This window comes from Serratia sp. NPDC087055 (assembly GCF_044900985.1).
GTDB lineage: Bacteria > Pseudomonadota > Gammaproteobacteria > Enterobacterales > Enterobacteriaceae > Serratia.
The window spans coordinates 1,319,561-1,333,960 of the sequence record NZ_JBJDOG010000001.1; the positions used below are offsets into that span (position 1 = coordinate 1,319,561).

14 protein-coding genes are annotated in these 14,400 nt (G+C 56.1%); 11 read left to right on the top strand and 3 right to left on the bottom strand.

Annotation, left to right across the window (positions count from 1 at the left end; translation table 11 throughout):
* The first annotated feature begins 14 nt into the window (after positions 1–14).
* From ACI2J2_RS06160 to ydfG, 8 genes are all read left to right on the top strand, one after another.
* Positions 15–968, top strand: a complete 954-nt coding sequence (locus ACI2J2_RS06160) for a carbohydrate kinase family protein (protein WP_209633192.1) — start codon at positions 15–17, stop codon at positions 966–968.
* On the top strand, positions 968–2,047 hold the full coding sequence (locus ACI2J2_RS06165; RefSeq protein ID WP_404759680.1) for an ABC transporter ATP-binding protein: 1,080 nt from the start codon (positions 968–970) through the stop codon (positions 2,045–2,047). The genes ACI2J2_RS06160 and ACI2J2_RS06165 overlap by 1 nt, the downstream gene beginning before the upstream one ends.
* A gap of 99 nt (positions 2,048–2,146) precedes the next feature.
* Entirely contained in the window at positions 2,147–2,671 is a 525-nt protein-coding gene (fecI, locus tag ACI2J2_RS06170) for a ferric citrate uptake sigma factor FecI (protein ID WP_265556101.1), read from the top strand.
* On the top strand, positions 2,668–3,624 hold the full coding sequence (fecR, locus tag ACI2J2_RS06175) for a ferric citrate uptake sigma factor regulator FecR (RefSeq protein ID WP_404759681.1): 957 nt from the start codon (positions 2,668–2,670) through the stop codon (positions 3,622–3,624). Before fecI ends, fecR begins: the two co-directional genes overlap by 4 nt.
* Positions 3,625–3,735: 111 nt before the next feature.
* Positions 3,736–6,057: a TonB-dependent Fe(3+) dicitrate receptor FecA gene (fecA, locus tag ACI2J2_RS06180; protein ID WP_404759682.1), complete on the top strand. Its 2,322-nt coding sequence runs from the start codon at positions 3,736–3,738 to the stop codon at positions 6,055–6,057.
* A gap of 167 nt (positions 6,058–6,224) precedes the next feature.
* Positions 6,225–7,667 carry an MFS transporter gene (locus tag ACI2J2_RS06185; protein ID WP_209633182.1) on the top strand — a complete coding sequence of 481 codons (1,443 nt, stop codon included), beginning with the start codon at positions 6,225–6,227 and terminating at the stop codon, positions 7,665–7,667.
* Between the two features lie 98 nt (positions 7,668–7,765).
* Entirely contained in the window at positions 7,766–8,287 is a 522-nt protein-coding gene (locus ACI2J2_RS06190) for a GNAT family N-acetyltransferase (RefSeq protein ID WP_265556105.1), read from the top strand.
* A gap of 183 nt (positions 8,288–8,470) precedes the next feature.
* The gene (ydfG, locus tag ACI2J2_RS06195; protein ID WP_265556106.1) at positions 8,471–9,220 is read left to right on the top strand and encodes a bifunctional NADP-dependent 3-hydroxy acid dehydrogenase/3-hydroxypropionate dehydrogenase YdfG; all 750 of its coding nucleotides are present in this window, start codon (positions 8,471–8,473) and stop codon (positions 9,218–9,220) included.
* Between the two features lie 35 nt (positions 9,221–9,255).
* On the opposite strand, the gene ACI2J2_RS06200 is transcribed toward ydfG, so the two are convergent.
* The gene (locus tag ACI2J2_RS06200; RefSeq protein WP_265556107.1) at positions 9,256–9,582 is read right to left on the bottom strand and encodes a YnfA family protein; all 327 of its coding nucleotides are present in this window, start codon (positions 9,580–9,582) and stop codon (positions 9,256–9,258) included.
* A gap of 146 nt (positions 9,583–9,728) precedes the next feature.
* Between ACI2J2_RS06200 and ACI2J2_RS06205 the strand changes: the two genes are divergently transcribed.
* Both ACI2J2_RS06205 and ACI2J2_RS06210 read left to right on the top strand, forming a co-directional pair.
* Positions 9,729–10,097 (top strand): DUF1283 family protein, encoded by a 369-nt coding sequence (locus ACI2J2_RS06205; protein ID WP_209633173.1) that lies wholly within the window; start codon positions 9,729–9,731, stop codon positions 10,095–10,097.
* Between the two features lie 89 nt (positions 10,098–10,186).
* The gene (locus ACI2J2_RS06210; RefSeq protein ID WP_209633172.1) at positions 10,187–10,486 is read left to right on the top strand and encodes a DUF1161 domain-containing protein; all 300 of its coding nucleotides are present in this window, start codon (positions 10,187–10,189) and stop codon (positions 10,484–10,486) included.
* A 52-nt stretch (positions 10,487–10,538) separates the two neighbouring features.
* Here the strand turns inward: ACI2J2_RS06210 and ACI2J2_RS06215 are convergent, their stop codons facing one another.
* Positions 10,539–12,026, bottom strand: coding sequence for an MDR family MFS transporter (locus tag ACI2J2_RS06215; RefSeq protein ID WP_404759683.1), 1,488 nt, complete (start codon positions 12,024–12,026; stop codon positions 10,539–10,541).
* Between the two features lie 276 nt (positions 12,027–12,302).
* On the opposite strand from ACI2J2_RS06215, the gene clcB reads away from it, so the two are divergent.
* Complete coding sequence (gene clcB / locus ACI2J2_RS06220) at positions 12,303–13,583, top strand: voltage-gated ClC-type chloride channel ClcB (protein ID WP_404759684.1); 1,281 nt, start codon at positions 12,303–12,305, stop codon at positions 13,581–13,583.
* Here the strand turns inward: clcB and bioD are convergent.
* Entirely contained in the window at positions 13,580–14,251 is a 672-nt protein-coding gene (gene bioD / locus ACI2J2_RS06225) for a dethiobiotin synthase (protein WP_404759685.1), read from the bottom strand. The two genes, clcB and bioD, sit on opposite strands and share 4 nt — an antisense overlap.
* Positions 14,252–14,400 lie beyond the last annotated feature (149 nt).

Below are 14,400 nucleotides of genomic sequence, written 5' to 3' on the forward strand. Positions count from 1 at the left end.
TCAGGGAAATTAACATGATGAACACCAACACCAGACCCACACTGTACGTGGTTGGCAATATCAACGTCGACGTGATCATGAGCACGTTGCAACAGTGGCCGCAAAAAGGCACGGAGGCGATGCTGGATCACAGCGAACTGCGCCCCGGTGGTTCGGCGGGCAACTGCGCACTGGCGCTGGCGGCGCTGGAAACCCCTTACCGGCTGGTGGCCAACCAGGGCAACGACTATTTCAGCCCCTGGCTGGCACAGCTGTTCCCGGAAAGCTCGCTGTACTGGCCGACCTACAGTTGTGAAACCTCTCTGACCTTCGGTGTGACGCACCCCGATAACGAGCGCACTTTTTTCAGCAATCAGGGCCATATCACCCGCCTGAGCCAGGACGACGTGCTGCATCAGATCCCGCTGTTCGCCGGTACTGGCGACACGGTGTTGTTGTGCGGCACGTTTTTGTGCACCACCTTGATGGCGGAATATCCGGCGCTGCTGCAAACCTTGCGCCAGCGCGGCTACCGCATTGCGGTGGATACCGGCTGGCCACCTCAGGGCTGGAGCGATGCATTACGCGGGCAGATCGCCGACTGGCTGCCGTTCTGCGACATTCTGTTGCTTAATGAAGTGGAGACCTGCGGTATGGCCGGTCATGAAGACCTGTACACCGCCGCCCGCACGCTGAACCGGCAGCAACCGACCGATGCCGCCTGTGTGGTGAAATGCGGCCCTGACGGCGCTCGCATGTGGTGGGGAGAGCGCCTGTTGCAAGCAGCGGCGCATCCGATCAAGGTCGTCGATACCATTGGTGCCGGCGACAGTTTTAACGCGGGGTTTCTGACCGCCTGCCTGTATGGCCATTCCGCTGCGGTAGCGCTGCGCTGGGGTATCCACGCCGCAAGCCACGCCATCAGCAGTTCACCGCGCCAGTACCTCGACTGGAACACCCTGAAAACCTGCGCCGGAGAAATGGTCTGATGGCAAGTGTAGAGCTGGTAAAAGTCACCAAATATTACGGTAAACAGCGCGTGCTGAATCCGTTGGATCTGACCATTCCCGACGGCAGTTTTACCGTGCTGGTCGGCCCCTCTGGCTGCGGGAAATCCACGTTACTGCGTCTGTTGGCCGGGCTCGATACGCTGACCGACGGCGCGATCCTGCTGGGTAAGCAAAAAATTAACGATCTGGACCCGGCCGATCGCGATATCGCCATGGTATTTCAGAGTTATGCGCTCTACCCGCACCTGACGGTGGCTGAAAACATGGCGTTCCACATGCAGGTGATGAAGGTGCCAAAAAGCGAACAACAGGCCAAGGTACAACAGGCCGCGCGTATTTTGGCAATCGACCCTCTTTTACAGCGCTACCCGAAAGAGCTGTCAGGCGGACAGCGCCAGCGGGTGGCGATGGGCCGCGCCATGGTGCGCAACCCGAAGGTATTTTTGTTCGATGAGCCGCTGTCTAACCTTGATGCCCAACTGCGTATGGAGCTGCGCGCCGAGATCAAATCCCTGCATCAGCAATTTAAAACCACCACGGTGTATGTCACTCACGACCAGATCGAAGCCATGACGCTGGCTGACCAAATTGTGGTGATGAAAGACGGCAATATCGTGCAGCAAGGGAAACCGCTGGAGATTTACGATGCGCCGGCAGATACCTTTGTCGCCCGTTTTATCGGCTCACCGCCGATGAACCTGTTGGAGGGCGTCGTTACGCCACGTGACCATCGTCCTGGCGTAACCTGCGGAACGTTATGGTTTCCCCTGCCCGCGAAATGGCATCAAACCGTTCCAGGCAGCAAAGTGATCCTTGGGCTGCGCCCGCATGACTTCCGTTTGGTAGAAACCAGCGAACAACCGGCCGCCACGCTGCGGCTGATGGAGATCACCGGCGATGTCAGCCTGCTGCATCTCACCTGGGGCAGTTACACGTTGCACGTACAGTTCAGCGGGCGAGTCAACGCAGACAGCGGTCAGTTGCTGTACCTGGCTCCCAACAGTGATGCAATCCACTTGTTTGACGCTGCAACAGGACAGCGACTCAGTGAACGTTAAGAGAACCGGTTGCCATGGACGGCATCAAACTTGAAACGATAACCATTCTCAATTATCATCCGCGCATCTTTTTTAGAGTAGACCTTCACCGCGGAACCCATGTCAGCCACAGCCCCTTCACCCTCTGAAGCGCTAGCTCACCTCTATACAACCCACCATGGTTGGCTACAGGGCTGGCTACGCCGTCGGCTTGGCTGCGCATGTGATGCCGACGATTTGGCACAAGACACGTTCCTGCGGATCCTGAAAAGTGATTCCGCCGCCACCATCCGTGAACCTAAAGATTTCTTGGTCACGCTCGCCAAACGGGTCATGGTCGATTTTTTCCGCCGTAAAACGTTGGAGCGAGCCTATCTGGATATGCTCGCATTAGCGCCGGAAGCGCTTGCCCCCTCACCGGAACAACGCCAATGTTTGCTGGAAAGCCTACAACAGATCGACAGCATGCTCGACGGGTTGGGCCCAAAAATCAAACAGGCCTTTTTGCTGTCGCAACTTGAAGGGTTGGGTTATGCCGACATCGCTTTGCGGCTTGGCGTCTCAGTCAGTTCAGTGAAGAAATATATGGCAAAAGCCACCGAGCACTGCCTGCTGTTCAGCCTGGAAAACGAATACCTGCAATGAGTCATAACATCACCCCCGAACAACGCCATGCGCTGAAAATGGCCGCCCACTGGTTTGCTCTGTTAAGTGATGAAAATGTCACCGAACGCCAGCGACAGCAATGGCAGACCTGGCATCAACAACACGATGACCACCGCTGGGCCTGGCAACGGGTTGAGGCGCTACAAAGCCAATTACAAGGCGTACCGGGTAAATTTAGCTATCGTACGCTCGATCAGGCCGATCGCCACAGCTCGCTGGATCGCCGCACGCTGTTGAAAAGCCTGCTGCTATTGCTCGGCGTTGGCGGCAGTTGGCTAGGCTATCAGTCACCGCTGGGGCGTGAGCTGCGCGCTGACTACCGCACCGCTACGGGTGAGATCAAACCCATCATCCTTAGCGACGGCAGCCAGCTGGTGTTAAACACCGCCAGCGCCGTTGATGTTCGCTACACCGCTGAAAAGCGGCTGATCGTACTGCACACCGGTGAGGTTAGCCTCATAACCGGCCGTGATACCCGCCCTCTGTGGGTAGAAAGCCAACAAGGCGCAATGCGTGCACTGGGCACCCATTTTCTGGTACGTGAAAGCGAGGGGCAAACGCAGTTGGCCGTGATTGAACACGCCGTGGAAGCCCAACTGGCACAGTATCCGCAGGAGAAGCGTCGGGTTAACGCCGGCGAGCAAATCAGCTTTAGCGCCACCGCATTTAACCCGCTGCAGACACTGGATGCCGCTGATGGCTGGACACGCGGCGTGCTCAACGTAAGCCAATGGCGGCTGGATCGGGTGATTGCCGAACTGGCGCGTTACCGCCCTGGCCGTTTGGAATGCGATCCCGCCGTTGCCAATTTTCGTGTTAGCGGCAGCTTCCCGCTGAGGGAGCCGGATCGCGCCCTTCTTTTACTCAGCCAAACCCTGCCGATACGGCTGCAAAGTTTTACCCGTTACTGGTTAAAAATTGTCCCCGCCTGATTTATTTAAATGAAAATGATAAAAAATCGCATTCTTGATTGTCCCTTTTCCATTCTCATTCGACTCCAGATAAAACACTGCAGCAAAAAATAGAAGAAATCAGGAGAAGGTATGAACAACTTTTGGGGAAAACCGCTTCAGCCACTGGCGATGGCCGTGGGCCTGGCATTCGCTTTACCGGTGATGGCAGCACAACCGGCACCCACCGCGTACGCTATCCCTGCGGGTGATCTGGATGGTGCGTTGACGACCTTTGCCGCGCATGCCGGTATTGCGCTGTCGGTAGACGGAAAGCTCACCGCCGGTAAGCATTCGCCGGGGTTAAAGGGTAATTACAGCCTCGACCAAGGGCTGAACGCACTGCTGGCGGGCAGCGGTTTGCAGGCCAAGGCGCTCGGTGGCAATGGTTATACCCTGGTCAATATCCCAATCGCGCAGAAAGAACAAGACATCACCGTTGTGGGCGACTGGCTGGCTGAAGGCCGGCAAATTGACGTGTTCGAACACGCTGGGGCACGTGATGTCGTTCGCCGTGAAGCCTTCGCCAATACCGGGGCTACCACGCTACGTGAAGTGTTGAACCGCGTTCCCGGCGTTGTTGCACCAGAAAACAACGGGACCGGCAGTCACGATATGGCACTCAATTTCGGTATTCGTGGCCTGAACCCGCGTCTGGCCAGCCGTTCAACGGTACTGATGGACGGGATCCCGGTCCCCTTCGCCCCTTATGGCCAGCCGCAGCTGTCGCTGGCGCCGGTTTCCCTCGGCAATATGGATGCCGTTGATGTGGTACGGGGCGGCGGTGCCGTTCGTTATGGGCCACAGAGCGTCGGTGGCGTGGTCAACTTTGTCACTCGGGCCATCCCGGAGAGCTTCGGTATGGAGGCCGGAATGCAGGGCCAACTGAGCCCGACGTCTCGTCAGGATCACCCAAAGGGGACGGGCAACCTGATGATCGGCGGCACCGCGGATAATGGCTTTGGCAGCGCACTGCTTTATTCCGGCACGCGCGGCAGCGACTGGCGCGAACACAGTTCAACCAAAATTGACGACGTGATGCTGAAAAGCCGCTATGCCCCCAACGATGTGCATACGTTTAATAGCCTGCTGCAATATTATGAAGGTGAAGCGGACATGCCGGGCGGCCTGAGCCGGGCAGATTACAATGCCAACCCGTTTCAATCGACACGCCCATACGATAAGTTCTGGGGCCGTCGCCAGCTGGCGAACTTTGGCTACCGGTACCAGCCCGACCAGCAACACAAATTCGATGTGCAAAGTTTCTATACCTATACCCTGCGCAGCGGTTATCTGGATCAGGGCAAGAACCTGACACTGTCTCCGCGTGAATACTGGGTGCGCGGCGTGGAGCCACGTTACAGCCAGAGCTTCCGCTGGGGGCAATCGGCGCATGAAGTTGGCGTGGGCTACCGTTATGTGAGCGAGTCCACCCACGAGCTGCGTTATTACAGTAAGGCCAGCAACGGCGTTCTGCCGTCAACCCGTAGCCCTTACGATCGTGATACCCAATCCGGTACCGATGCCCACGCCTTTTATATCGATGATCGTATTGATATCGGCGACTGGACCATCACACCGGGTATGCGTTACGAGCATATCACCTCGTATCAGAACAACTACATCAAGAATAACCGCCTGGATGTGAGCTACAACGCGCCCCTGCCAGCGCTGAACGTGATGTATCACCTGAATGAATACTGGAATGTGTACGCGAACACGGAAGGCTCATTCGGGACCGTGCAATACAGTCAAATGGGCAAAGCGGTCGACAGCGGTAATATCGAGCCGGAAAAGGCGCGCACTTGGGAATTGGGGACACGCTACGAGGGCGATGCGCTGCAGGGTGAAATCGGTCTCTTCCTGATCAACTTCAATAATCAGTACGATTCCAATCAGGTGACCGACAGCGTTACCGCACGCGGCAAAACCCGCCACGCCGGACTGGAAGGCAGCCTGCGTTATGATCTGTCGCAGCTGACACCGACACTTGATGATATGACGGTATACGCCAGCTATGCCTATGTCGACGCGACTATCCGCGAAGACGGCGCTTACCGGGGAAATCAGGTGCCGTTCTCACCAAAGCATAAGGGGACTCTGGGACTGGATTACACCCCGGGTCATTGGCTGTTTAACCTCAACGGTGAATTCCAGTCCAGCCAGTTTGCCGATAACGCCAACACGGTGGCGGAAAGTGCTGACGGCAGCACCGGTCGCATTCCTGGCTATATGCTGTGGGGCATGCGCGCCGCCTATGACTTTGGGCCGGAAATGGCCGGGCTAAACCTGGGTGTCGGGGTTAAGAACCTGTTTAACCACGAATATTTCACCCGCGCTTACGACGATAACAACAAGGGGCTGTACATCGGTCAGCCACGTACCCTGTATCTGCAAGGTTCTGTAAAGTTCTAATGCCCCCGCGGGCGCAATCACTGCGCCCGCTAATTATCACCTGCTCAACCTCTTTTTAACCTCTGCCCAATGCGTTATGCTCAAAAACCCTTCCGGCTTTAACATTTTTGAAACGGGATTTCTGCCATGTCCGCATTCCGTCTGTACGCCATCCGGTGCGCTCTGCCATGAGCTTTTTTTCACGTGCAAGTGCGTTGCCTCTCTTGGTGGCCGGTGCCTTTTTTATGGAAAACCTCGACGGCACTGTGATTGTCACCGCCATGCCACAAATGGCAGCGGCTTTCGGCGTACGGCCGGTAGACATGAACATCGGTATTTCAGCTTACATTTTGACGCTAACGGTGTTTATTCCCGCCAGCGGCTGGATTGCCAACCGCTTTGGTGCACGCAATATCTTTGCCGCCGCGGTGTTGATTTTTACACTGGCATCCGTGTTGTGTGCGGCCAGTATTAACCTGCCTACCTTTACCGCTGCCCGTATCTTGCAAGGCTTCGGCGGTGCTCTGATGGTGCCTGTCGGCCGGCTGGTGGTACTGCGCAACACCGCCAAACCCGATTTGATCAAAGCCATCGCCACCATTACCTGGCCTGGATTGGTCGCCCCTATCCTCGGCCCTCCCGTCGGCGGTTTTATTACGACCTATGCCTCGTGGCACTGGATTTTTATTCTCAACGTGCCTTTGGGCATGGCCGCGCTGTGGTTGGCATGGCGACTGATCCCACAGGAAGCACCACAGAAAGGCGTTCCCTTTGACACCCTCGGTTTTGTACTGACCGGCGTTGCCTGTTTTGGTCTGATGTTTGGTCTGGATCTGATCAGCCATCCGCAGTTGTCTTGGCTGGTGCCTGCGCTATGCCTTCTTGGCAGTCTGGCACTCGGTGCGCTGGCGGTTCGCCATGCCAAACGCGCCGCGTACCCCTTGATCACGCTGTGGGCCATGCGGATAAAAAGTTACGCCGTCACTATATGGGGTGGGACGTTGTTCCGCATCGCCATTGGTGCCGTACCCTTCTTGTTACCGCTGCTGTTTCAGATCGGTTTTGGCCTGAACGCCTTTGACGCCGGATTATTGGTACTGGCGGTATTCGCCGGTAACCTGGTGATGAAGCCCTTTACCTCCGCGGTACTTTACCGGTTTCGCTTTCGCACCACGTTGGTGGTGAATGGCCTGCTAAACGCCGCCACGATTTTCGCTTGCGCACTATTGACGCCACAGACGCCAACCTGGTTGATTCTGGCGCTGTTGTTCGTCAGTGGTCTGACGCGATCCATGCAGTTTACCGCGCTCAATACACTGGCATTTTCGGAAGTACCGCAATCACAGATGAGCGGCGCCAATACCCTGTTTAATGTGTCACAACAAATGGGCAGCGGTCTGGGGATTGCCGTTGGCGCGCTGGCATTGAGAGTAACGGAGATGCTGATGCCGCAGTCCGCTGAGCGTATTCCGTTGGCCGATTTTCAGTGGGCTTTCGTGGTCATCGGCGTGATTGCCGTGGTAGCCGTGATCGACAGCGCAACCCTGAATGCCAACGCAGGTAACGAGGTCCGACAAAGAACCTCCCCGGCGGCACCACTGACGAACGCACCTCAACGATTGCAAAAATAAGTCGCATCTGCTGCCAATCAACGTACTATCGATGATCCGCCCCGTTTCACCGGTGCGGATTTTTTGCCGTTTTTGGCCTGAAAAGCGAGGTAATAATAATGATTCACAGTGACCTTTCTCAGTGCCGCGTTAACACCGACCGGTTGTTGATTGCCCCCTTTACCGCAGCAGACGCCGACGATGTTTACCAGGCGATCACCCCTACATTGACACGCTTTATGAATTTTGAACCGGAGGCGTCGCCGGAAGCGTTTGAAAACGTGTGGCAAGGCTGGCTACCGTTAATCCGTGAAGGCGAGGAAGTGATTTTTATCGCACGCCTGCGCGACACTAAACAGTTTGTTGGTGTAGGTGGCGTACACGATTTGCATGGCACCACGCCAGAGCTGGGTATTTGGGTAAAAGAGAATCTGCACGGCATGGGCTATGGCCGTGAAATTGTTCAAGCTATGGCGGTATGGGCCAGCGAGCGCTACCACCCACAACACTTTATCTATCCGGTGGCAGAGCAAAATACGCCGAGTCGGCGCATCGCCGAATCTTTAGGCGGCGTGGTGGCCGGCCGACGCGAAAACACCAAATACGACTGCGTGGTGTATCACGTCCCGCCACAGCACTGATCACTTTATTGGCCATTCTGCTCGGCCCGTCTTTAAAAATGCATGATTCACTGACCAAAAACCGCCCGTCTGGCAGCAGCGATGGCGGTTTTTTTATGTCGACGCCGATAACCACTGCCACTTAACGTGGGATTATGCTAATGCTAGTAGCATGTAGGGTAAAAACAGTTGAGGAACAGCAACATGATCATTTTTGTTACGGGTGCCACATCCGGTTTTGGTGAAGCCATTACACGACGTTTTATCCGCGAAGGCCATCAGGTGATTGCCTCCGGCCGTCGTATCGAACGCCTGGAAGAATTGAAAGACGAGTTGGGTGATCCGCTGCATATCGTCCGCCTGGACGTGCGTAACCGCGCGGCGATTCAGCAAGTGATTGACGAACTGCCTGCGGCACTCCGCCACATCGACGTACTGGTGAATAACGCCGGGCTGGCGTTAGGTCTGGAACCGGCCCATAAAGCCAACGCTGACGATTGGGAAACGATGATCGACACCAACGCCAAAGGCCTGGTCAACATGACCCGCGCCCTGTTACCTGACATGGTTGAACGCAATGTTGGCCATGTCATTAACATCGGCTCCGTCGCGGCCAACTGGCCTTATGCCGGCGGTAACGTTTACGGCGCCACCAAAGCCTTCGTGAAACAGTTCAGCCTCGGTTTACGTGCCGACCTACAGGGCACGCGTATTCGCGTTACCGACATCGAGCCCGGCCTGGTAGGCGGCACGGAATTTTCCAACGTGCGTTTCAAAGGTGACGACGGCAAAGTTAACAAAGTTTATGACGGGGCCAATGCATTGACGCCGGAGGATATCGCCGAGTCGGTGTTCTGGGTGGCAACCCTGCCGAGCCACGTCAATATCAACTCGCTGGAAATCATGCCGGTCAGTCAGTCCTTTGCCGGGTTGAACATTCACCGCGATGCCTGATCCTGTGCGCGGCAGGCATGCCCTGCCGCCATTTATCAGGCGGCTCGCCAGCCGGAAACAATAATCAACATCCCCACCAAGGCCACGCCGGCCCCCAGCCAATCCAACGCAGACAATTTAACCCCGTCTACCACCCGTAGCCACAGCAACGCAGTTGCCACATAGACGCCGCCGTAAGCCGCATACACGCGCCCACTGGCGGCAGGATGCAGCGTCAACAGCCAGACAAACAACATCAGGCTCGCCGCAGCCGGCAACAGCAGCCACACGCTGGCGCTTTTTTTCAGCCACAGGTAGGGTAAGAAACAGCCAATGATCTCGGCCAATGCCGTCGCGAAAAATAACAGTGTGGTCTTGATCATAGGAACGTTTTCTCTCTATAAAGTAAACAAGGCCGTGCTTGGCTGGTGCAGTCTAAGTGCGCGATGGTATATTTATCAACACGCCTGAGGGCGCAGTAAGCCAGTGTTGCCGTTTTCAGGCAACACTAACTCATAAGGATGAAACGATGAAAACACTTTCGACTCAACGACTGCTGCGCGGGATGCTGCCGGTCGCCATGCTGGTGCTGATGGGTGCCTGGCAGGCTCCAGCGCTGGCTGCCACCTGCACTCAGGGCAGCACCTGCGTTACCGTCGATGGCAGCAACAGCGGAGCAATGAGCACAGAAGCGGCTCGCCAAAGCAAACAGCAATTCAACGACACCAAGTCCCTGCGCAACAAGGTCAACACCCGCGTGGAGAAAGAATTCGATAAGGTCGATAAGGCCATTGATAACGAAGAGCGCTGCGACGACAGCCTGAACGTTAACGCTTACTGGGAACCCAATACCCGTAAGTGCCTGGACCGCCAGACGGGCCGTCAGATTAATCCTTAATCTTGCCGCAGCAGGCGGCGGCCGTTACCCTACGGCGCCGTTGCTGCTATCCTGACAAAGGAAGCCCAATCTCAAATAAGGATGAATTGATGAAAAAAGCGCTTATCCTGGGTGCATTGCTGCTGGCGTCAGCACCACTGGCTGCCCTGGCCTCGTGCGAAAGCGTGAAGGCTGATATTTCGCAGAAAATTGTCAATAACGGCGTGCCAGAATCTGGCTTCAAGCTGGATATTGTGCCGAATGACCAGGCCCAACAGGCTGGCGGGCTGGTGGTAGGTCACTGCGAAAATGACACACAGAAGATTGTCTATACCCGCATCAGTAACGGTGATGACAATGGTGACGCGGCGCAAACCGGCACCAGCCAGGACACTAAGACCTCGCAATAATGATCGTTAAGGGCGCTAACCGCGCCCTTTCCTTTTCTACTTTTTCTGCGCCTCACGCCTGTTCCGCTTCTTCACCCTCACCCTGTGGACGATGCCGCGCAGGAATCAGCATCGCTGCGGCGAGTGCCAGCAGTGATATCAGTGCAGAAACCAAAAATACCCCATGCAGCGAAGCGGCCACCTGTTGCGTCATATCCGCCAACATCTCCGGTGCCATTGATCCCCGCGCGGCAGGCTCCATTAACTGCTGAACAGGATCGGACGTTTGCGGTAAGCGGAGCTGCAGGTTGATGTTTAGCGTCGCCCCTAAAATCGCGGTCCCGATGGCCGAGCCCATCATTCGGGTAAACACGGTACAGGCGGTAGCGATACCGCGAATGCTGTGATGCGCCGCGTTTTGTACCGACACCAAGAATGTGGTGTTGCACAGCCCCATACCGGCGCCCACCATAAAGGCGGCCACGCGCCCCCATAACAGACCGCCGGCAGGTTGCAGCAGCAACAGGATCAGTCCCCCGGCCAACAGCAGTAATGCCCCCAGTAACGCCGTGGTCCGATAAGAGGTCATGAGCATCAACCGCCCGCTAAAGGTGCTGGCCAGCGGCCAACCGATCGACATTAACGCCAAGGTCGTCCCTGCCTCCAACGGCGTTCTCCCCATCACGCCCTGAATAAAGGTTGGCAGGAAAGCGCTGATGCCCATCATCGCTGCACCAATCACCAGCCCGCCAATATTGCCGGCCACAATCACCCGACTTTGCCATAACGCCAGCGGGAACAACGGCTCTGGTGCACGTCGTTCCTGGCGGATCAGTAACATCAGCGAGATAGCCGCCAACGCCAACAGGGGCAACACCCACCACCCCAGATTTTCTGCCTGCAGCAGTGACAGCAGCAACGCGGTAACAAACAGCGTCAGCCAAGCGGTGCCCACCAGGTCCAGCGCATGTTTACGCACCTGTTGGCGAGAAGGGAGATAACGAGCAAGGAAAAACATCGCCAGCAGACCAATCGGCAGATTGACCCAGAATACCAGCGCCCAGGGCAAATGCTGGACGATAAACGCCCCCAGTAAAGGGCCAATAATCGCCGATACCCCCCAAACGCTGGAGATGTAACCCATCACCTTTGGCCGCTCGGTGGGGCTGTAGATATCACCAATAATGGTGGTCGCTGTTGGCATAATAGCCCCGGCCCCCAGCCCCTGCAGCAGCCGAAAACCAATCAGCCAGTACATGTTTGGCGAGAAACCACAGAGTACCGACCCCAGCAAGAACAGCGATGCGCCAAAGAAAAATACCCGTTTGCGCCCCAGCAGGTCCGCCAGCCGACCATAAATGGGGATGGTGATGGCCTGCGCCAGCAAATAGACCGCAAATACCCACCCGAGCAGAGAAAACCCGCCGAGGTCGCCAATAATGGTCGGCATCGCCGTGGCGACAATGGTTGCCTCAATCGCGGACATAAACATCGCCAACATGCAGGCAATCAGGATCAAGGGACGGTGCGCGATGGGGGCAGATACTTCGTTATTTGTCATAGCGTTATTACAAACCGTAGATTTTTATTTTCACCTCATTATACCAGCCGGAAGAAACACTGCCGTTATCTGTGTCTACTTAGCTGTTTTTATTGGCGAAAAGCGCACCATTTGAACGCATAGTGACAACGTCACTATAAATCAAGCTGAATCAGCCGCATAACCTACAAAGCGCGAACCTACCGGCGAATCTGCAAAGATTCTCTGGCCTTCGGTCGGGCCGCCAAGCACAATGCAAAGCTGAACCTTTCATTTTTCTCACGATTTTATTGACGCATGAAACGATGGGTCCACCTGCACCACTATCGCGCCCTGCTGCGCCGTCTGTTTATTGCCATTTTTCTTGGTATTGCTGCCGCGTTGGTGGTTTGGCTGTTTCACCGCGCAATGCTCGGGTTGGAATGGTTGCTGCTCGATCACGGTGAAGGCAGCCTGGTGGCTGCCGCGGCTGCGTTACCGGGCTGGCGCAGGGCGTTAACGCCCGCGTTGGGTGGCCTGGCCGCCGGTATGCTGCTGTGGATTTACCAACGTTATCAACACCAACGTCAGGTAGCCCCCACCGATTATATGGAAGCCATTGAAACTGGCGACGGCCGACTCGACGTCAGCGCCAGCCTGGTAAAATGCCTGGCTTCGCTGCTGGTGGTATCGAGCGGCAGCGCTATCGGTCGTGAAGGCGCGATGATTCTGTTGGCAGCCTTGGTGGGGTCGGTGTTTGCCCAACGTTTCACTCATGAGAAAGAGTGGAAGCTGTGGGTGGCCTGCGGTGCCGCCGCCGGGATGGCCAGCGCCTACCATGCGCCCCTGGCGGGCAGCTTGTTTATCGCCGAAATACTCTTTGGTACGCTGATGTTGGCTTCTCTCGGCCCGGTGGTCATTGCCGCCGTCAGCGCATTGCTGGTCACCAATCTGCTCAATGGCGGCCAAGCGCCACTGTATTTGGTCGAACCCTTGCCTGCCCCTTGGCCAATACAATATCTGCTGATGGCGCTACTCGGCATCTTGGCCGGCGTTTGTGGCCCCTTATTTTTATGGGCAATGTCGGCTTCCGGCCATGCGTTCCGTTCACTGCGCCTGAAACCGCCACTGCAATTGGCACTTGGCGGGTTGATTGTGGGGTTGCTCTCGTTGCTGTTTCCTGAAGTGTGGGGCAACGGCTACAGCGTGGTGCAGTCACTGCTTAGCGCGCCGCCCGGCGTATTGTTGGTTGGCGCGATTCTGATCTGCAAGTTGCTGGCCGTACTTGCCAGCAGCGGTTCCGGTGCGCCTGGCGGTGTGTTCACGCCCACCCTGTTTGTTGGCGCGGCACTCGGCTCGGTGATTGGGCAATTGTGTGCCCTTTGGCCAGAATTAGGCAGTGCGGTGCCGCTGCTAATGGCGTTAACCGGCATGGCCACGCTGTTGGCTGCAACCACCCACGCACCGATTATGGCTGCATTAATGATGTTCGAAATGACCGGTGAATATACTCTGCTGCCCGGCATTCTGCTGGCCTGCGTGATCGCAACCACCGTGTCACGTGGCTTACGTTCAGTGTCGGTCTATCACAATGCTTAACGACCCAAAAGAGGCGTAATATCCAGATAATGCGCCAACTCACGCTGTTCGGCGCGAGGCAGATAAGGAATTTCCCCCAGCAGTGGCGCAGGTATGCGCTGCTGCAATGCCTCGATGGTTTCAGCGTAGTGCGCCAACCCCGGGTTGATGCGGTTTGCCACCCAGCCCAGTAAAGGCAGACCATCATTGATGATGGATTGTGCGGTAAGTAATGCGTGGCTAACACAACCCAGCTTAATTCCCACCACCAAGACCACCGGCAATTGCTCTTGGATAACCCATTCAGCATAAGGCCGCATATCGTTCATCAACACGCGCCAACCGCCACTCCCTTCGACCACCACCATATCGGCTTTCGCGGATAAATGTTGCAAACCACTGCTCATCACACCGTAGTTGATGTCATCAGTAGGCTGCGCGTGGAACACCTCTTCCAGGCAGGTGATGGGATTAATTTCTTGATACGACAACGGTATGGTTGAGGAAGCCTGTAAAACCAGAGCGTCTTTATTGCGAAGGCCTTCGCTGGTTTCCTGACAGCGTGCGGCAACAGGCTTATAGCCGGCCACAGAGCGGCCTTGCGCAGCAAATGCCTGCAACAAAGCGCGGGAAATCACGGTTTTACCGACATCGGTATCCGTACCTGTAACAAATAAACGCGTTAACATGACTTAATTGCCCCGAGATGCACCGTTAACCAAAATATCACCGCAAAGACGGCGAAAGAGACGAACGGGAAAAGTCTAGAGGATGCCGGGGAGACGGGGCTTGAGGTAGCTCAACCTTTTGTCGTTAAACGATAAGAATTACTGATTGG

Excerpts from the sequence above, each read along its gene's own strand:
- ACI2J2_RS06165 (WP_404759680.1), top strand. The coding sequence starts at position 968 with ATGGCAAGTGTAGAGCTGGTAAAAGTCACCAAATATTACGGTAAACAG.
- ACI2J2_RS06205 (WP_209633173.1), top strand. The coding sequence starts at position 9,729 with ATGAAAACACTTTCGACTCAACGACTGCTGCGCGGGATGCTGCCGGTC.
- clcB (WP_404759684.1), top strand. The coding sequence starts at position 12,303 with ATGAAACGATGGGTCCACCTGCACCACTATCGCGCCCTGCTGCGCCGT.
- bioD (WP_404759685.1), bottom strand. The coding sequence starts at position 14,251 with ATGTTAACGCGTTTATTTGTTACAGGTACGGATACCGATGTCGGTAAA.
- ACI2J2_RS06215 (WP_404759683.1), bottom strand. The coding sequence starts at position 12,026 with ATGACAAATAACGAAGTATCTGCCCCCATCGCGCACCGTCCCTTGATC.
- ACI2J2_RS06200 (WP_265556107.1), bottom strand. The coding sequence starts at position 9,582 with ATGATCAAGACCACACTGTTATTTTTCGCGACGGCATTGGCCGAGATC.
- ACI2J2_RS06190 (WP_265556105.1), top strand. The coding sequence starts at position 7,766 with ATGATTCACAGTGACCTTTCTCAGTGCCGCGTTAACACCGACCGGTTG.
- ydfG (WP_265556106.1), top strand. The coding sequence starts at position 8,471 with ATGATCATTTTTGTTACGGGTGCCACATCCGGTTTTGGTGAAGCCATT.
- fecA (WP_404759682.1), top strand. The coding sequence starts at position 3,736 with ATGAACAACTTTTGGGGAAAACCGCTTCAGCCACTGGCGATGGCCGTG.
- fecI (WP_265556101.1), top strand. The coding sequence starts at position 2,147 with ATGTCAGCCACAGCCCCTTCACCCTCTGAAGCGCTAGCTCACCTCTAT.
- fecR (WP_404759681.1), top strand. The coding sequence starts at position 2,668 with ATGAGTCATAACATCACCCCCGAACAACGCCATGCGCTGAAAATGGCC.
- ACI2J2_RS06160 (WP_209633192.1), top strand. The coding sequence starts at position 15 with ATGATGAACACCAACACCAGACCCACACTGTACGTGGTTGGCAATATC.
- ACI2J2_RS06210 (WP_209633172.1), top strand. The coding sequence starts at position 10,187 with ATGAAAAAAGCGCTTATCCTGGGTGCATTGCTGCTGGCGTCAGCACCA.
- ACI2J2_RS06185 (WP_209633182.1), top strand. The coding sequence starts at position 6,225 with ATGAGCTTTTTTTCACGTGCAAGTGCGTTGCCTCTCTTGGTGGCCGGT.